16 protein-coding genes are annotated in these 17,021 nt (G+C 58.9%); 7 read left to right on the forward strand and 9 right to left on the reverse strand.

Annotated features, from left to right (window positions below):
• Nucleotides 1–111: 111 nt before the first annotated feature.
• The gene (locus MHM86_RS11330) at nucleotides 112–1,170 is read right to left on the reverse strand and encodes a fatty acid desaturase (RefSeq protein WP_239199418.1); all 1,059 of its coding nucleotides are present in this window, start codon (nucleotides 1,168–1,170) and stop codon (nucleotides 112–114) included.
• A 139-nt stretch (nucleotides 1,171–1,309) separates the two neighbouring features.
• Nucleotides 1,310–1,843, reverse strand: a complete 534-nt coding sequence (locus tag MHM86_RS11335; protein WP_239199421.1) for an invasion associated locus B family protein — start codon at nucleotides 1,841–1,843, stop codon at nucleotides 1,310–1,312.
• 181 nt (nucleotides 1,844–2,024) lie between these two features.
• Between MHM86_RS11335 and MHM86_RS11340 the strand changes: the two genes are divergently transcribed.
• Nucleotides 2,025–3,026, forward strand: a complete 1,002-nt coding sequence (locus tag MHM86_RS11340) for an asparaginase (RefSeq protein ID WP_239199424.1) — start codon at nucleotides 2,025–2,027, stop codon at nucleotides 3,024–3,026.
• Nucleotides 3,027–3,105: 79 nt separating this feature from the next.
• Here the strand turns inward: MHM86_RS11340 and MHM86_RS11345 are convergent, their stop codons facing one another.
• The 7 genes from MHM86_RS11345 to MHM86_RS11375 form a co-directional block, all read right to left on the reverse strand.
• Nucleotides 3,106–3,588 carry an RNA pyrophosphohydrolase gene (locus tag MHM86_RS11345; RefSeq protein WP_239199427.1) on the reverse strand — a complete coding sequence of 161 codons (483 nt, stop codon included), beginning with the start codon at nucleotides 3,586–3,588 and terminating at the stop codon, nucleotides 3,106–3,108.
• 107 nt (nucleotides 3,589–3,695) lie between these two features.
• A complete protein-coding gene (locus MHM86_RS11350) occupies nucleotides 3,696–5,030 on the reverse strand; it encodes a S41 family peptidase (protein ID WP_239199430.1) in 1,335 nt (444 codons plus the stop codon).
• Nucleotides 5,031–5,033: 3 nt separating this feature from the next.
• The gene (locus MHM86_RS11355; protein WP_239199433.1) at nucleotides 5,034–6,173 is read right to left on the reverse strand and encodes a murein hydrolase activator EnvC; all 1,140 of its coding nucleotides are present in this window, start codon (nucleotides 6,171–6,173) and stop codon (nucleotides 5,034–5,036) included.
• Nucleotides 6,170–7,702, reverse strand: coding sequence for a 2,3-bisphosphoglycerate-independent phosphoglycerate mutase (gpmI, locus tag MHM86_RS11360; protein ID WP_239199436.1), 1,533 nt, complete (start codon nucleotides 7,700–7,702; stop codon nucleotides 6,170–6,172). The genes MHM86_RS11355 and gpmI overlap by 4 nt, the downstream gene beginning before the upstream one ends.
• A 131-nt stretch (nucleotides 7,703–7,833) precedes the next feature.
• The gene (gene rlmH, locus MHM86_RS11365; protein ID WP_239199439.1) at nucleotides 7,834–8,304 is read right to left on the reverse strand and encodes a 23S rRNA (pseudouridine(1915)-N(3))-methyltransferase RlmH; all 471 of its coding nucleotides are present in this window, start codon (nucleotides 8,302–8,304) and stop codon (nucleotides 7,834–7,836) included.
• Between the two features lie 4 nt (nucleotides 8,305–8,308).
• Nucleotides 8,309–8,758, reverse strand: a complete 450-nt coding sequence (gene rsfS / locus MHM86_RS11370) for a ribosome silencing factor (protein WP_370644131.1) — start codon at nucleotides 8,756–8,758, stop codon at nucleotides 8,309–8,311.
• Between the two features lie 232 nt (nucleotides 8,759–8,990).
• A complete protein-coding gene (locus MHM86_RS11375; RefSeq protein WP_239199442.1) occupies nucleotides 8,991–10,355 on the reverse strand; it encodes a mechanosensitive ion channel family protein in 1,365 nt (454 codons plus the stop codon).
• A gap of 76 nt (nucleotides 10,356–10,431) precedes the next feature.
• Between MHM86_RS11375 and MHM86_RS11380 the strand changes: the two genes are divergently transcribed.
• From MHM86_RS11380 to leuB, 6 genes are all read left to right on the forward strand, one after another.
• On the forward strand, nucleotides 10,432–11,175 hold the full coding sequence (locus tag MHM86_RS11380) for a sulfite exporter TauE/SafE family protein (protein WP_239199445.1): 744 nt from the start codon (nucleotides 10,432–10,434) through the stop codon (nucleotides 11,173–11,175).
• A gap of 207 nt (nucleotides 11,176–11,382) precedes the next feature.
• Nucleotides 11,383–12,792 carry a 3-isopropylmalate dehydratase large subunit gene (gene leuC / locus MHM86_RS11385; protein ID WP_239199448.1) on the forward strand — a complete coding sequence of 470 codons (1,410 nt, stop codon included), beginning with the start codon at nucleotides 11,383–11,385 and terminating at the stop codon, nucleotides 12,790–12,792.
• Between the two features lie 12 nt (nucleotides 12,793–12,804).
• Nucleotides 12,805–13,410 carry a 3-isopropylmalate dehydratase small subunit gene (gene leuD / locus MHM86_RS11390; protein ID WP_239199451.1) on the forward strand — a complete coding sequence of 202 codons (606 nt, stop codon included), beginning with the start codon at nucleotides 12,805–12,807 and terminating at the stop codon, nucleotides 13,408–13,410.
• A 572-nt stretch (nucleotides 13,411–13,982) separates the two neighbouring features.
• The gene (locus MHM86_RS11395; RefSeq protein ID WP_239199454.1) at nucleotides 13,983–14,813 is read left to right on the forward strand and encodes a hypothetical protein; all 831 of its coding nucleotides are present in this window, start codon (nucleotides 13,983–13,985) and stop codon (nucleotides 14,811–14,813) included.
• A gap of 20 nt (nucleotides 14,814–14,833) precedes the next feature.
• The gene (locus MHM86_RS11400) at nucleotides 14,834–15,814 is read left to right on the forward strand and encodes an endonuclease/exonuclease/phosphatase family protein (protein WP_239199457.1); all 981 of its coding nucleotides are present in this window, start codon (nucleotides 14,834–14,836) and stop codon (nucleotides 15,812–15,814) included.
• A 98-nt stretch (nucleotides 15,815–15,912) separates the two neighbouring features.
• Nucleotides 15,913–17,016, forward strand: coding sequence for a 3-isopropylmalate dehydrogenase (leuB, locus tag MHM86_RS11405; RefSeq protein WP_239199460.1), 1,104 nt, complete (start codon nucleotides 15,913–15,915; stop codon nucleotides 17,014–17,016).
• The last annotated feature ends 5 nt before the right edge of the window (nucleotides 17,017–17,021 follow it).

Below are 17,021 nucleotides of genomic sequence, written 5' to 3' on the forward strand. Positions count from 1 at the left end.
GGATGAACGCGTCTCATACAGGATTCGGGACAAATTGCCAAAGCCTATGTGCGATAGGCTTTGGCCTTGCATGGCAGCTATGCGCCCGCTTGGGTGAGCATGGGGCAGCGATCAGCCGTAGAGCTGACGCGCCTGCGCGAAGCTCAGCAAACGTTGGGTTTTGTCGTCCCACAGGTGCAGGCGAGCGTTTACCAGACTTTCGCGGATGTTCATCCGGTTGATCTTGGCCAGTTCTGCGTGATCCTTCAGCACCTCCGGCAAGCGGTAGAAGGGAATGCGGCTATAGACGTGATGCACATGATGAATGCCTATGTTCGCACTGAACCATTGCAGCACTTTGGGCAGTACATAGTAGGACGACCCGTACAGTGCTGCATGTTGCATGTGCCAGTCGCTGTCTGGCGCCCATTGGGTGCATTCAAACTGGTGCTGCACATAGAAGAGCCACATGCCTGCGGTGGCAGCAATCAGGATGGAGGGTAGCGCGATCAGCAACAGAGGCGCCAAACCGCCAAAATACCAGATCGCTCCGAACAGCACGACGATAGACAGGTTGGTGGTCATCGCTGACATCCAATAGCGGCGCTGGTTCATCAGCCCAAGAGGCAGACGGTTTTGTAGGAAGAACAGGTAGCCGGGGCCAAAGCCGAACAGCACAATAGGATTGCGATAGAGGCGGTAGCGCAGTTGCCCCCATTTAGACAGTGCCTGATATTCCTCGACGGTCTTGGTGTGGATATCGCCCATGCCGCGACGGTCCAGATTGCCTGCGGTGCCGTGATGGGCGGCGTGGGTGCGGCGCCAGACATCATAAGGCGTCAGGGTGAGAACACCGAGGACACGGCCGGTCCAGTCGCTGAGATGACGGTTGGCAAACAGCGCGCCGTGGCCGCAATCATGCTGAATCGCAAAGAGGCGCAGTAGGAACAGTGCGTTCACAGCCCCCAAAGCAAAGGCCGCAAGGTAACTATAGCCGCTGACCCACCATGCCAGCGCCCAGATTGCCAGAAACGGTAACAGGGTGATCGCCACCTCTGTCAAGCTGCGGCGGGTACTGGGATCGCGGTAGCGGGCCATGATGCGGACCCATTTCTGGGCGTCGCTTTTGGCAGCTTGGGTTGTTGTAGGTGCGATGTGCGCGGGGGATGCGAGTGTTCCGTCTGGTGCCATTGGCCTTCGTTCTTCTGTCGTTCAATCCGGCATAGACCAGTGTCGGTGATCTGCAAGGAAATAGTGACGTAAGGGCAAAAATAAACCCCGCTTTCTCTTGGGAAGGCGGGGTTGAAATATTTCTGCAACGCTGTGCTGTTTATTTGCAGCGCGTTTGTGCTTCTTCGATCGCGGCGGTGAAGCCGGACAGCGAAAACGTGTCTTTGGTGGTGGTGCGGCTGCGTTGGGACAGGCCGGTCACCGTGGCGCTACGACCACGTTTCAGCGCAGCGATGATTTTGGCATCATCTGCGGCGCTTTCGGCCCAGGCCCATTCGCCTTGGCTGAATAGCTTGAATTCGTTGCCATCGATATTGACGGTCACGGGCACACCGGAAGCAAAGCCATAGCCGCCGGTAAAGGCCAGCTGGCCGGTCACGCCAGATCCGGGACGGTAGAAGGCCATCAACAGGATGTCGCCGCGTTTTACCGAAACAATGCGGCCTTCGCGGGTGTTGACTGTCTCTTTCGGTGCGGCAACAGCCCAGCATTCTTTGGGATTGCTGTCCTCAAACACGCTCCAGTCTGTTTTAGTCGCCACCTCATTGGTGCTGCTTGCCTGCGCCACTGCGGTGCCAGCGGTCGCCAGCGTCATAGCCACCGCAATCAATCCATGCGCAATACGGGATACCATCTAATCCAGCCTCCAGCTGTTCTTGCCTCAAATTGGGTTCTGCCTGTCCCACCCCAGCTTGGGCTGGCGTTTTCTCGTGGAAACGGGCACATCTGTCTCGACAGTGCTACATTAGCGCAAAAGTCGCCAGCAACGAAAGGCCGATTGGCGGATTTTCGCGAAACATCGAGGAGAGCAAGAGATGACAGCAGCAGTGCCCTTGGTTGAGGTCTGGCGCGGCACCTTTCTGGAGAGCCTGCACAGCGGTCACGCGGTGATTTGCGGTGCGGATGGTCAGATTGTTGAGGCTTGGGGCGATCCTCATGCGGTGGTGTTGCCGCGTTCGTCGTCAAAGATGCTGCAGGCGCTGCCCCTGGTGGAAAGTGGTGCAGCGGACGCGCGTGGGCTGACAGCCGCTCATCTGGCGTTGGCCTGTGCATCCCACAACGGTGCTCCGATCCATGTGGAGCGGGTGAATAGCTGGCTGGCAGGCATTGGCTGCGGTGATGATGATTTCCGCTGCGGCCCGCAGGAAAGCCGTGATGAAGCACTGCGTATTCAGATGATCCGCGACGGGGAAACGGCCTGTCGGGTGCACAATAACTGCTCCGGCAAACATGCGGGCTTCTTGACGCTGAGCCAGCATTTGGGTGGCGGCGCGGAATATTGTCAGATTGACCATCCGGTACAGCAAGCCTGTTTGGCCGCCTTTGAAGAGGTGACCGGTGAAACCAGTCCCGGTTTCGGCATTGATGGCTGTTCAGCACCGAACCACACTGCGACCCTACATGGCATTGCCCGTGCGATGGCGTTTTTCGCTGCGGCCGAGGAGGGGGGCGATCGCCGTCAGAATGCAGCTGCCCGCTTGCGGGATGCAATGGTGACCTATCCTGAGCTGGTTGCGGGTGAGGGGCGCGCCTGCACTGAGCTGATGCGCGCCTGTGACGGTCGAGTGGCGCTGAAAACCGGTGCGGAGGCATTTTTCATCGCCATCATTCCAGAAATGAAGCTGGGTGTCGCCCTGAAGATTATCGACGGTTCGACCCGTGGGGCAGAGGCAGCGATTGCGGCAATACTTGTTCGGCTTGGGCTGTTGGATGCGCATCATCCGGCGGCGCAGAAGTTCATGACGCCAGCGATTCGCAATTGGGATGGATTGGTGACCGGCGCGATCCGCCCAACACGTGCATTGCAATTCGCCTGAGCTGGCCCGCCTGCCGCGGCGAGAGTATTTTCAGCCTCATTGAAGGGGCGCGTCCTGTTTGGGGCGCGCCCGTTTCGTGTCACAGATGATCTGCGAAGGCGTCGAGGACGCGACTATAGACGTCGCGCTTGAACGGCACGATGCTGTCGACCAGTTGATCGACCGGCAGCCAGCGCCATTGGGCAAATTCTGGATGATCGGTTTCGATGTTCACGTCACTGTCCTGACCGGTGAAACGCATCAGGAACCATTTTTGTTCTTGGCCGCGGTAGCGGCCTTTCCAGACGCGCGGCACCAGATCGTGCGGCAGATCATAGGGCAGCCAGTCGGCGCTCTCGGCGATGACTTCGGCTTTGTCGGCTGTGACACCGGTTTCTTCCCACAGCTCGCGTAGGGCGGCGTCACGGGGATTTTCGCCCTCATCCACGCCGCCTTGGGGCATCTGCCAGGCAGGGCCGGGGTTGTCGAGGCGCTGACCGACAAAGACATGGCCGTCCGAGTTGACCAGCATGACGCCGACGCAAGGGCGGTAGGGAAGCTTGGCGATTTCTTCGGGTGTCATCTGTGGATCCTTTGCGGCTGATCGGAGGGCGGCGCGTTTCGCCCTGATCTAAATGAAAAAGCCCCCGGGGGAAACCGGGGGCTTTGGATCGCAGGCATGGGGGTGGCTTACTCTTTCGGACCCAGAGCCGACAGGCCGCGCAGCAGGTCGATGGCATAGGCCAGCTGGTAGTCGTCTTCGCGCAGTTTGGCGGCCTCTTCGGCCTTGGCGCGTTCGTCTTCGATCTGCTGGATCTCATCCTCGGACAGCGAGTCGTTGGAAAGCGAGCCGCGCAGGTCCGCCTCGGACCGGTTGTTGCGTGCGTTCTCCTCCTCTTCCTCGGCGTTGGGGCGACGGCGGGGTTGTTCGACCACAATGTCGGGCGACACACCTAGGTTCTGGATCGAACGGCCCGACGGTGTGTAGTAGCGCGCGGTTGTCAGGCGCATGGCCCCGTTGGAGCGCAGCGGCATCACGGTTTGAACCGATCCTTTGCCGAAGCTCTTGGTGCCCACCACGATAGCACGGCGGTGATCCTGCAGTGCACCGGCCACAATTTCCGAGGCAGAGGCAGAGCCGCCGTTGATCAGCACCACAATCGGTTTGCCTTCGGCCAGATCGCCAGACTTGGCGTTGTAGCGTTCGCCCTCACCGGGGTTGCGGCCACGGGTTGAAACAATCTCGCCACTTTCAAGGAAGGCGTCGGAGACGCGGATCGCTTGTGTCAGCAGGCCACCTGGGTTGTTGCGCAGATCCAGCACGATGCCGCTCACCGCGTCCAGGCCGCCGATTTCCTCTGCCGCGTCCTCAAGACCTGATTTCAGGTTGGGGAAGGTCTGATCGTTAAAGGTGGTGACGCGCAGCACAACGGTGTTTCCTTCCGTACGGGTGCGTACGGCGGTCAGTTTGATAGTGTCGCGGATGATCGAGATGTCGAAGGGTTCCGGTTCGCCCTCACGCACCACGGTGATGATGGTTTCGCTGCCCACCGGGCCGCGCATCAGTTCGACCGCTTCGTCCAGTTGCAGGCCCAGAAGGGTTTCGCCATCCACATGGGTGATGAAGTCGCCGGCCTCAACACCTGCTTCACTGGCAGGTGTGCCATCGATGGGGGAGACGACTTTGACGAAGCCCTCTTCCTGCGTGACTTCGATGCCCAGACCGCCGAACTCGCCACGGGTTTGGACCCGCATATCCGCCGCATCGTCTGGCGACAGGTAGGAGGAGTGCGGATCAAGCGAGGTCAGCATGCCGTTGATGGCTGCTTCGATCAGGTCCTTCTCATCCACTTCTTCGACGTATTGGGCGCGGATACGCTCAAAAATATCGCCAAACAGGTCCAGCTGTTCATAGACATTTGTCTGTGCGGTGTTTTCCTGTGCCAGCAGCGGGCCGGTCACCTGCGTGGTGGCAATCACCCCAGCCAGAGTGCCGCCCAACGCGGCCATCACGAATCTCTTCATCGGTTAGTTGTCCTTCCCGGTTGCGAACCACGCGACCGGGTCGACCGGGGCGTTGTTTTCTCTGACCTCTATATAGAGCGTTTCTGAGGCGGCAGTTCCACCCCCCTCACTAGCCTGTGACACAATCGTGCCGATTTGTGCGGCCTCACCGCCCATCAGGCCGACCGGGCTGCCCGATGGCAGCACCTGTCCGGCGCTGCCATAGACCTGATCAAGGCCTGCCAGCACCAACAGCAGATCCGCCTGCGGTTCCAGAATCACCACATTGCCGTAATCCAGAAGTGGGCCAAGGTAGCGAATGGTGGCTGCCGTCGGCGTGGTCACCAATGCACGCGGACGGGTGGCCATGATCAGACCGGGGCGTTTGATGCCGGCGGCGTCCGCTTCACCGGCACGGCGCAGGATGGTGCCCTGAACGGGCATTGGCAGATTGCCCTTACGGTGGGAAATATCGGGCAGTGATCCGGGCGCTTCACCTTCGGCAATTTCGCTGAGGCCAGAGGCAAATCCTTCCAGCGTTTCGGTCGATGCGATGAGGATCGCTGTTTTCACCGGATCCTCGGTAAAGCGGCGGGGCAGGTTGGTGCGATCCGAAATGGCTTGGCTCAGGTCTGTGCGTGCTTGTTGCACGCCGTCCAGACCGCGCGACAGGGTATCGACCGCGTTTTCCTGCAGGCCGCGCAGCATGGCGACCTCTTCCAATTTTTCACGCAATGCCGTGGCGCGGTCTGTTAGTGCGGGCGTCACATCGGCCAACAACATGCCGGATCGCGCGGTGCCAGTAGGCCCGTCGGGGTGTAGCGCCAGCACCGGATCAGGGGTCGCGGCGATGGATTGCAAAACGCCAAGGAGCTGCGCCACTTCTGCTTCGCGCGATTGCAGTTCCGTCGACAGCTGTGCCTCGCGCAGGGAAACACGACGCAGACCTTCGCGCATCGCTTCCAGCCCGTCCTCATAGGCGCGCAGGGTTTCAGACAGCGCTTTTACCCGATCACGGGCTTTGTCGGCGCGCGCCAATGCCTGCCCCGCCTGGTCCAGACGGGCCGCAGCAGCCTCTGCCAAGGTAGCGGGATCGGTGGTCTGGGCCACTGCCAAGGGCGCGAGGCCCATCAGGCAGAGGGAGAGGAGCGCGGTGCGGATCATTTGGACAGCAAGCTCTGGCCAGTCATCTCTGACGGTTGTTCCAACCCCATCAATTGCAACAGTGTTGGCGCCAGATCAGCCAGGCGACCGTTGCGCAGCGCGGCGCCTTTGGGGCCGCCGATTAGCGCGACAGGCACGGGGTTGATGGTGTGTGCCGTGTGCGGGCCGCCGGTTTCGGGGTCCACCATGGTTTCGCAGTTGCCGTGATCTGCGGTCACGATCATCGCGCCACCCGCATTTTCCAGCGCCTCAACCACTGCGCCCAAACCTTGATCCACGGCCTCACAGGCCTTGATCGCTGCATCCAGATCCCCGGTGTGCCCGACCATATCGGGGTTCGCGTAGTTGGTGACGATCAGGTCATAGCCTTCCTCAATCGCGCGGACGAAGTTTTCGGTTACTTCCGGTGCGCTCATTTCTGGCTGCAGATCATAGGTCGCCACTTTGGGAGAGGGTGCCATATAGCGATCTTCGCCGATCTCGGGGTCTTCCTGACCGCCGTTGAGGAAGAAGGTCACATGCGGGTATTTCTCTGTCTCGGCCAGACGGAATTGACGTTTGCCCTGTTTTGCCACCCATGCGCCCAGTGTGTTGACGATGTCACGCGGCGGGAACACGGTTTTTAGGTAGGTGCTATGGCTTTCGGAATATTCGACCATGCCCAGCAACGCGGCCCATTCAGGACGGATGCCGATGTCAAAAGCGTCAAAGCCCGGCTCACCAATCGCGCGCAGAATCTCGCGCGCACGGTCGGCGCGGAAGTTAAGGCAGAAGAAGCCATCGCCATCTTTCGCGCCTGTGTAGCCCTGTAACACGGTTGCGGTGATAAACTCGTCGCTTTCCTCGCGCTGATAGGCGGCATCCACCGCGCGGCGAGCGTTGATCGCGCTGCCGCCTTTGGCGTGTATCATTGCATCATAGGCCTCTGACACCCGTTCCCAGCGGTTGTCGCGGTCCATCGCGAAATAGCGGCCGGTCACGGTGCCCACACTGGTGCCTTCGGGCAGCGCTTCGTTCAGTTGCTCAATGTAGGTAAAGGCCGATTTGGGCGCTACGTCGCGCCCGTCGGTAACAGCGTGCAGGACAACCGGTACACCCTGATCGGTGAGCGCCTTAATGGCCGCAATGATATGGGTCAGGTGGCCGTGCACGCCACCATCAGAAATCAGTCCCATCAGATGCGCGGTGCCGCCCGATTCCTTCAGCTTTTCGGCAAATTCCACGATCGCTTTGGCGTTGTAGAAGCTGCCATCCTCAATCGACAGGTCGATCTGCCCCAGATCCATCGCCACCACACGACCGGCGCCGATGTTGGTGTGCCCCACCTCGGAATTGCCCATCTGGCCGCTGGGCAAGCCCACGTCTGGGCCATGGGTGATCAGTTCTGCCGAGGGGCAGGTTGACATGATCCGGTCAAAGGCGGGAGTGCTGGCCAAAGCAGGCGCATTTGCGCCGTTTTCAGCGCGTTTGCCCCAACCATCGAGAATGCACAAAACAACGGGTTTCGGATGTGTCGTTTGTTGTGTCATGGCCTGCCCCTCTAAAACCTACCCGCTATCTAAGGGCGTCTGGGAGGGGGGGCAAGCACTCTGCCGGAATTGGAGCAAATCAGGCGAAAAGCGCTGCGTTTGTGCCGAAATCTATGCCGTTCAGGCGTGGGTCAGACGCGGTGATAGGGGCTGCCTGCCTGAATGGACGCCGCACGGTAAAGCTGTTCCGCCAGCATCACCCGCACCATCATGTGCGGCCAGACCATCTTGCCCAGTGAAATGGCGAAATCCGCCCGCGCCCGCAGGCTGGGATCAATACCATCCGCCCCGCCAATGATGATCGCCAGATCCTGACGGCCGTTGTCACGCCATTCGCCCAGTTTGTCGGAGAACTGCGGCGAGGACAGCAACTTGCCACGTTCATCCATCACACACAGCAACGCTTCCTTGGGGATCACGCGGTCCAAGAGCGCCGCCTCCGCCGCCATGCCGCCACCCTTTTTGTCCTCAACCTCATGAAAGGTGAGGGGGCCAAGCGCATGGGCCCGACCGGTGCGATCAAAACGTTGGGTATAGTCGTCAACAAGCGCCTTTTCCGGGCCGGCACGCAACCGGCCCACGGCGCAGATGTGAACCCGCATGGGATCAGCCCTGCGGTTTGTCCGGCGAAATGCCGTCCTGCCACATCTTTTCCATCTGGTAGAACTCGCGCACTTCGGGGCGGAAGACATGCACGATGATATCGCCAGTGTCGATCAGCACCCAGTCGCCGGTGGCTTTGCCTTCGATCCGGCTCAAGCGGCCCAGATCCTGCTTCAGCTTGTCGACCAGTTTTTCCGAGATGGCAGAGACCTGACGCGACGAGCGGCCAGAGCAGACGACCATATAGTCGCCGATCGAGGTTTTGCCGCGCAGATCAATCTGCTCGATATCCTCGGCCTTATCATCTTCAAGAGAGGAAAGGATAACAGCCAGCAGTTCTTCGCTGGTGACATCTTTGGGGGCGGCGCCGGACTGGCCGCCCGCAGTTTCGTTGAGAGACAGGACAATGTCCTCCTTCTTGCAAGCGCCGCAATATGCCCCGGCGCTGGACAGTTTTCAGATTAGCACCGGATATGTGAAATCTCAATCTTGGCTTCAAGCGGGAAAACGCAGCATTCATGCCAATTCTGCGCCTTGGCTGTGCTTTTTCGGCTGTTTCACCTGCGCTTGGCGGAGAAGGGGAGTATTTGAGTAACGTCGAAAAGAGCTTTTCAATGTTCCCACAATACTTCGGAGGCCGAGGCAGCGCCCTAGTGGGTGCTTTTTGGGAATCACCTCTCAGGAATTATTCCGCATCAGCCGGCAACATCCGTAGTTCGCGTTGAGGGAAGGGAATAGAGATGCCATGCGTCTGAAACGCGTCCCAGAGCGCAAGGAAGACATTGCCACGGATATTGGTCAGTCCGCCGGTTGGATCTTCAATCCAGAAGCGCAGGACATAGTCCACCGAACTGTCGCCAAAGCTGATGATGTGGCAGACGGGTGGCTTCTTGCTGAGGACGCGGTCAACGCTTTGTGCGGCCTCAATGGCGATGCGGCGCACCAGATGCGGGTCGTCGTGATAGGCGGTGCCAAAGTTGATGTCGAGGCGGACAAAATCATTTGAGTGAGACCAGTTCACAACCTGACCGGTGATCAGGTCCTCGTTTGGGATGAGGTATTCCTTGCCGTCCCGTGTGACCACGCTGACATAGCGCGCGCCCAAGGCCTCAATCCAGCCGAAGGTCGCACCGAGCGAGATGACGTCGCCCGGTTTGATTGACTTATCCAGTAGGATGATGACCCCGCTGACGAGGTTGGAGACGACTTTCTGTAGACCAAAGCCAAGACCTACACCGATGGCACCAGATAGAAACGCCAGACCGGTCAGATCGACACCCACTGCCTTTAATCCAAGAAACAGCGCCGCGCAGTAAAGCAGTAGCTGCAAAAGCTTGATCAGCAGCACCTGCATCGAGGGCGAGATTTCGTCGTTGCGTTTGATCCGGTCCGAACTGGTACGGCTGAGGAAGCGCGCCACGGTGATTAGCGCGCCCAGCACCACAACCGCCTGTACAATTGTCCAAAGCGACAGGTGCAGATCGCCGAAATCAATCGCCGCACTTTCTAGAATCGCGCGGGCAGTGTCGGTCAGATTCAGGATCGACAGGGTGACCCAGATCCAGCCGACATAGCGCACACCAGAGCGTAGGAGTTTGTTGGTGATCAAGCGGGTGGCGACTGCGATGATCAGCCAAGCCAGCGACAACTGCGCGATGATGCCCAGCATGTAACTGCGGCTGGGCCATGTGGCTTCGCGCATGATCCAGACTGTGGGCCAGATCAGCGCGGCAAAGAGGATCAGGTTCAACCGTTTGTGGAGGATCACCAGAACCCGCATCCGCCACGTGGGCATGCCTGTCAGTGTGCGCATCCAGTTGTGCAATCTAGGCGCCAGCAGGCGGGTCAGCAGATAGGCGGCCGCTATCAGACCCAGCGCGATCAGGATCTGATAGGCATTCCAAGGACGTAAAAGCCCGGTCAGAAACCGTTCCAGATCTGATGCCAGACCCAGCGCCAGTTCTTCGGTGCTAGGTTCTGGCAGGTCGCCATTTGCGGCCCCTTGCGCGGCCTCGGCGGCTGCGTTGGCTTCTGCTTCGATCTCCTCCATAGGGACCACTGTTGCACGGGCAGGAACGCTCGACAATCTATTTGCGCCAACGCCCCTGCACCGCTAGGCATTGGGGATGTTTGATATTCTGCTGATCCTTGCCGCTGGCTTCGGTGCTGGCATCATCAATGCGCTGGCTGGTGGTGGCACCTTCCTGACCTTTCCGGCGCTGGTGTTTATCGGCATTCCGCCGGTGGTGGCTAATGCCACCAGCGCGGTGGCGGTGTTTCCAGGCTATCTGTCGGCAGCGCTGGGCTTTCGCAGTGAAATCGCCGCGCTTCCACGCCTCAGCTTGTGGCGGGCCTGTGTGGTTACGCTGGTGGGGGGATTGATTGGCGGGCTGTTGCTGCTGGTGTCTTCGAATGAGGTCTTTGCTGTCATAGTGCCCTTTCTGTTGTTGGTCGCGACTTTGGCCTTTGCCTTTCAGGCGCAGATACAGGGCTGGATGCATCGATCCGCGCTCAGTGCTACGCCCTACGGCACCGTAGGGTTGCTGTTGGTGTCGATCTACGGCGGATATTTCAATGGCGGTTTGGGGATTGTTCTGCTGGCGCTCTTTGCGCTTTGGGGGATGGAGAACCTCAATCAGATGAATGGGCTGAAAAACGCGCTGTCTTTTGTGATTTCAGCAATATCCGTGGCGACCTTTGCGGTTGCGGGCCTCGTGGAGTGGCCTCAGGCAGTGATGATGGCGCTGGCGGCGATTGCAGGGGGATTCGCGGGTGCCCGACTGGCCAAGATGCTGCCCCGATCGGTGGTGCGTGGCGCGATCATCGTGATTGGTTTTGGCATGTCGGCGGTGTTTTTCGCCCGCATCTGAACCTCACGATGCGCTGCACAGCCTTGCGAATAGTCGCTGTCGGGTGTAGGGAAGGGACGCAATGAAACGTATTTTCGACATCGACGACCGCAGCTTTTTGCCTTGGCGGTTTTTTGGCGCAAAGCGCGCGGTGCTATCCTGCCTATAAGGCGGGCCTTTGTCGTTTCACATCCATAAACACCCACAGACAATCCACGGGAGAGGACCATGACCGCCCCGAAGACACTCTATGATAAAATCTGGGACGCCCACGTCGCGCATGAAGCCGAAGACGGGACCTGCCTGCTTTATATCGACCGCCATCTGGTACACGAAGTGACCAGCCCGCAGGCATTTGAAGGTCTGCGTATGGCTGGCCGCAAGGTGCACGCGCCGGATAAAACCATCGCTGTGCCGGACCACAACGTCCCAACCACCGCGGGCCGCGAAGACCCTGCACAGATGACTGAAGAAAGCCGCATTCAGGTTGAAGCACTGGACAAGAACGCCAAAGAATTTGGCGTGCATTACTATCCGGTGTCTGACGTGCGTCAGGGCATCGTACACATCGTTGGTCCCGAAAACGGCTGGACCCTGCCGGGCATGACCGTTGTGTGCGGCGACAGCCACACTGCGACCCATGGCGCGTTTGGCTCGCTGGCCCACGGTATTGGTACCTCTGAGGTTGAGCATGTTCTGGCCACCCAGACCCTGATCCAGAAGAAGTCGATGAACATGAAGGTGGAAATCACCGGCAAGCTGAAGCCGGGCGTGACCGCCAAGGACATCACGCTGGCAGTGATTGGTGAAACGGGCACCGGCGGCGGTACTGGCTATGTTATCGAATATTGCGGTGAAGCGATCCGTGATCTGTCGATGGAAGGCCGGATGACTGTCTGCAACATGGCCATCGAAGGCGGCGCACGCGCTGGCCTGATTGCACCGGATGAAACCACTTATGAGTATTGCAAAGGCCGTGCTCATGCGCCGAAAGGTGCAGCGTGGGAGCAGGCGGTTGAATACTGGAAAACCCTGTTCACCGATGAAGGCGCGCATTTCGACAAGGTTGTCACCCTGCGCGGCGAAGACATTGAACCGGTTGTGACCTGGGGCACATCGCCTGAGGACGTATTGCCGATCACCGGTGTTGTGCCGTCGCCTGACGATTTCGAAGGTGGCAAGATCGAAGCGGCCCGTCGTTCGATCGAATACATGGGTCTGACCCCGGGTCAGAAACTGTCGGACATTGAAATCGATACGGTCTTTATCGGTTCCTGCACCAATGGCCGCATTGAAGACATGCGCGCTGTGGCCGAAGTGGTTAAAGGCAAGAAGATCAAAGAAGGCATTCGTGCGATGATCGTACCTGGCTCAGGTCTGGTTCGCGCCCAAGCCGAAGAAGAAGGTCTGGCCGAAATCTTTGAGGCCGCCGGTTTCGAATGGCGTCTGGCAGGCTGTTCCATGTGTCTGGCGATGAACCCTGACCAGCTGTCCGAGGACGAGCGCTGTGCCTCCACCTCGAACCGCAACTTCGAGGGGCGTCAGGGCTATAAGGGCCGCACCCACCTGGTCAGTCCCGCGATGGCAGCTGCTGCTGCACTGACCGGTAAATTGACCGACGTTCGCGAGCTGATGTAAGGAGCCAGCACAATGGAAAAGTTCCAGAAACTCCAAGGTATTGCGGCGCCTATGCCGCTGGTGAACATCGACACCGACATGATCATCCCAAAGATCTTCCTGAAATCCATTCAGCGTAGTGGCTTTGGTGTGAACTTGTTTGACGAAATGCGTTACAACCGCGACGGCAGCGAAATCCCTGATTTCGTACTGAACAAACCGCAGTACCGTGAGGCAGAGATCCTGATCGCTGGTGACAACTTCGGCTGTGGTTCGTCGCGTGAGCACGCGCCTTGGGCGATTGCGGATTTCGGTATCAAATGTGTCGTGTCGACGTCGTTTGCGGACATCTTCTTCAACAACTGCTTCAAGAACGGCATCCTGCCGATCGTACTGCCACAGGAACAGGTTGATGTGCTGATGGCCGACGCGGAAAAGGGCGCTAACGCGCGCATGACCGTCGATCTGGAAGCGCAGGAAATCACCACCTCTGACGGCGTCAGCATTGCTTTTGAGGTGGATGCGTTCAAAAAGCACTGCCTGCTGAACGGTTTGGATGACATTGGCCTGACCATGGAGAAAGCCGATTCTATTAAGTCCTATGAGGACAAGCTGACCGCCCAACGCCCCTGGGTGTAAGGCGTTTTTGCTGCGTTTGACCTCTGTGGTCAGGCCGCAGCACAGGCTTTGAACCCAGACCCCGCCGGAAACGGCGGGGTGTTTATATTGGGTGCCGGCGGCGAAGCCCTGTCAATATAGCGATTTCCACATATTCCTAGGAATACTCGATAGGGCTAAGACATATATGTGTCGCCAGCCCCCTTGAGGTTCGCCCAAGCCCTTTGAGCGAAAAACTATTCAAATGATTTTGGGGCAAGCTGTGGACAGGATGTGTTTCTGAGATCCCTGAAATTATTGCAGTCTCTTGAGGTCCGACCGATTGGATGGCGCATTCATTGGCGCGCTATACGGCAGAGGGTTTGGCATAAACGGGTGAAATCGTGGTTTTTTTGATGCAATCGGGCACCAGTTTGGAAGGCAAGCCCATGAAATAGCCCCTGATTTCCGACAGGCGGGTTGTGGCTTTGCGCTAAACAAGGCAGAATTGGGGCAAGAATGAGGCAGGCCGCCTAAGTCAAACCAGGGCGGCAATCAGTTGGACAACGGATGGGGCATCGTATCGCATCTGGCCAACATGAAGGGATCGGGTTGTGGTCGAACGTCTAGTGGGCGCGGGAGTGCGGGCTATCTGGGTGGCATTGCTGGTGGCAATCCCCTTTTTGCTGCTGCCTGTTGGTCTGGGTGACGCGACAGCGCTCGTGGTGCTATTGGCGGCGCTGGCAGGGCTGATGACCTTCCTTGAATATGCCACGCATTATCCGTCAGTTCTGGAATTTCGTGATGCGCCGCCGCTGAACCGTTTGCGGTTCGCGGCGGCGTTTCTGGTGGTTCTGGTGCTGTCGCTGATTCTGCGGGTGGACTATGTGCCGACACAACTGGGTCTGTTGTTGCAGGCGCTGGGGCAGCGGTTAGGTGATCTGGCAGATTTCCCTTATTCGCCGGTTCGGCTGGCACTGCTAGCGATGCCGGCGGATTCACCGCAGGCGTTGATCGACATCGTGCGCATGGCAACGGCGGTGGCCTATACGCTGGCGGGTGCAGTGTTGTTGCTGTTTCTGCTGATCCTGCATTTCACGGCATGGCCGGTGCGCGGCGGGGGGTTCAATGTCTGGGTCAACCTGCCGATGTTTGACCCGACCAAGGGCGACGTTCTGGTGCGCCTGCAACGCGATGCACGCATTAACGTAATGTTAGGCTTTATTCTGCCATTCTTGTTACCAGCGGTTCTGAAGGGGCTGGCAGGATGGGTGGACCTCAAGGTGTTGATGAACCCGCATGTGCTGATCTGGTGCATGATGATTTGGGCCTGTCTGCCTGCCAATATGATCCTGCGCGGCGTCGCCATTGGCCGCGTTGCCGATATGATCGACGAAAAACGCCGCCGCACCTATGCGGAGGCGAAGGTTATAGATACCGTCTGACCGCGCTTTTTGGGGTATTGTTGATCTGGGCGTATCTGATTTCGCCTGTTGCGGCGGATACGTTGCGTATTGCCACCTATAACACAGAACTACAGCGCAAGGGTCCGGGCCTGTTGCTGCGCGATATGGTGCGTGGGGACAAACAGGTGCAGGCGGTTGCTGAAGTGATCGTGGCGAGCGCGCCGGATATCTTGCTGTTGCAGGGGATCGACTATGATCATGGTGCTTTGGCGCTGCAGGCCTTGCAGGTGCGGCTGGCAGAGGGTGGACTGTCACTGCCCCATCATTTTGCGCTGCGACCTAATAGCGGTTGGCAGACGGGGCTGGATCTGGATGGCGACGGCCATGTGGGTGGTGCGCGCGATGCACAGGGCTTTGGTCGGTTTTCGGGGCAGGGCGGTATGGCGCTGTTGTCGCGATATCCGGTTGCATCGGAAGAGGTGCGCGATTTCTCAACGCTTTTTTGGACTGATCTGCCGATGGCGGTGGGGCCAACCTTAGCGGATGTTTTGCGAAAGGATCATCATGCGGTTCAGCGCCTCAGCTCTGTTGCGCATTGGCTGGTACCAGTGGATGCGCCGCAAGGACGGTTGACGTTGCTGGCTTTCCACGCCGGGCCGCCGGTTTTTGACGGGCCTGAGGACCGCAATGGGTATCGCAACGCGGATGAGTTGCGATTGTGGTTGGCGCTGCTGAACGGCGAACTGGGGCCGCTGCCAGAGGGCCCGGTTGTTTTGCTCGGCGATGCCAACAATGATCCCAAGCGCGGTGAGGGGCACAAAGAACCGATCAAGGCGTTGCTCACGCACCCCCGTTTGCAGGATCCGCTGCAGGGGTACGGGCCGACGGTGAATTGGCAACAGACGGGACCAATGCGCGTCGATTACATCCTGCCGGATGTGGAGCTGTGGGTGCAGGGCGCAGGCGTCAGCGCGGCCAAGCCAGAGGCCAGCCGCCATCGGCTGGTCTGGGTCGACCTTCAATGGCGTGAACGCCGCTAGCCTCAAGGGTACGAAATCGGCAATCAGCCCTTCATTTCTTGACCAATTCCGGCCCAGAGGGTAGGCGTGTGCCGACAGATTAAACCGAGGAAAACACTATGACCAACCCTTCGCTTCTTATCCTGCCCGGTGATGGCATTGGCCCCGAAGTTATGGCCGAAGTGCGCAAGATTATCGACTGGTTCGGTGCCAAGCGTGATCTGGCGTTTGACGTTAGCGAAGGTCTGGTTGGTGGCGCGGCCTATGATGCCCACGGCACCCCGCTGACTGATGAAACCATGGAGCAGGCTCAGCAGGCTGATGCGGTTTTGTTGGGCGCGGTTGGCGGCCCGAAGTACGACGATTTGGACTTCTCAGTGAAGCCCGAGCGTGGCCTGTTGCGTTTGCGCAAGGAAATGGACCTCTATTCTAACCTGCGCCCTGCACAGTGCTTTGACGCGCTGGCCGACTTTTCGTCCCTGAAAAAGGACGTTGTGGCTGGTCTGGACATCATGATCGTACGCGAACTGACCTCGGGCATCTATTTCGGTGAGCCGCGCGGTATCATCGAAGAGGGCAACGAACGTGTGGGTATCAATACCCAACGCTACACCGAGTCCGAGATTGAGCGTGTGGCGCGTTCGGCGTTCGAGTTGGCGATGCGTCGCGACAAAAAACTGTGCTCGATGGAAAAAGCCAACGTGATGGAGTCGGGCATCCTCTGGCGCGATGTTGTGACCGAGGTGGCCAAAGACTACCCTGAGGTTGAGCTGTCGCATATGTATGCTGACAACGGCGCGATGCAGCTGGTTCGCGCGCCGAAACAGTTTGACGTGATCGTAACCGACAACCTGTTTGGTGACATCCTGTCCGATGCGGCGGCGATGCTGACGGGTTCGCTGGGCATGCTGCCTTCGGCCAGCCTCGGCGCGCCGATGGCCAACGGCCGCCCGAAGGCACTCTACGAACCGGTACACGGTTCCGCGCCAGACATCGCAGGTCAGGGAAAGGCAAATCCGATCGCCTGTATCCTCAGCTTTTCCATGGCGCTGCGCTATTCCTTTGATCAGGGTGCAGAGGCTGATCGTCTGGAAGCTGCCGTTGAAAAAGTACTGGCCGACGGTTGCCGTACTGCGGACCTGCTGGGCGAAGAGGGTGTGACCCCGCTGTCCACCTCGGGCATGGGTGACGCGGTTATCGCCGCGCTGGACGCCAGCCTGTAAGATCA

Origin of the sequence: Thalassobius sp. Cn5-15, from assembly GCF_022347685.1 — a bacterium.
Classification (GTDB): domain Bacteria; phylum Pseudomonadota; class Alphaproteobacteria; order Rhodobacterales; family Rhodobacteraceae; genus Thalassobius.

Excerpts from the sequence above, each read along its gene's own strand:
- MHM86_RS11330 (WP_239199418.1), bottom strand. The coding sequence starts at position 1,170 with ATGGCACCAGACGGAACACTCGCATCCCCCGCGCACATCGCACCTACA.
- MHM86_RS11335 (WP_239199421.1), bottom strand. The coding sequence starts at position 1,843 with ATGGTATCCCGTATTGCGCATGGATTGATTGCGGTGGCTATGACGCTG.
- MHM86_RS11340 (WP_239199424.1), top strand. The coding sequence starts at position 2,025 with ATGACAGCAGCAGTGCCCTTGGTTGAGGTCTGGCGCGGCACCTTTCTG.
- MHM86_RS11345 (WP_239199427.1), bottom strand. The coding sequence starts at position 3,588 with ATGACACCCGAAGAAATCGCCAAGCTTCCCTACCGCCCTTGCGTCGGC.
- MHM86_RS11350 (WP_239199430.1), bottom strand. The coding sequence starts at position 5,030 with ATGAAGAGATTCGTGATGGCCGCGTTGGGCGGCACTCTGGCTGGGGTG.
- MHM86_RS11355 (WP_239199433.1), bottom strand. The coding sequence starts at position 6,173 with ATGATCCGCACCGCGCTCCTCTCCCTCTGCCTGATGGGCCTCGCGCCC.
- gpmI (WP_239199436.1), bottom strand. The coding sequence starts at position 7,702 with ATGACACAACAAACGACACATCCGAAACCCGTTGTTTTGTGCATTCTC.
- rlmH (WP_239199439.1), bottom strand. The coding sequence starts at position 8,304 with ATGCGGGTTCACATCTGCGCCGTGGGCCGGTTGCGTGCCGGCCCGGAA.
- MHM86_RS11375 (WP_239199442.1), bottom strand. The coding sequence starts at position 10,355 with ATGGAGGAGATCGAAGCAGAAGCCAACGCAGCCGCCGAGGCCGCGCAA.
- MHM86_RS11380 (WP_239199445.1), top strand. The coding sequence starts at position 10,432 with ATGTTTGATATTCTGCTGATCCTTGCCGCTGGCTTCGGTGCTGGCATC.
- leuC (WP_239199448.1), top strand. The coding sequence starts at position 11,383 with ATGACCGCCCCGAAGACACTCTATGATAAAATCTGGGACGCCCACGTC.
- leuD (WP_239199451.1), top strand. The coding sequence starts at position 12,805 with ATGGAAAAGTTCCAGAAACTCCAAGGTATTGCGGCGCCTATGCCGCTG.
- leuB (WP_239199460.1), top strand. The coding sequence starts at position 15,913 with ATGACCAACCCTTCGCTTCTTATCCTGCCCGGTGATGGCATTGGCCCC.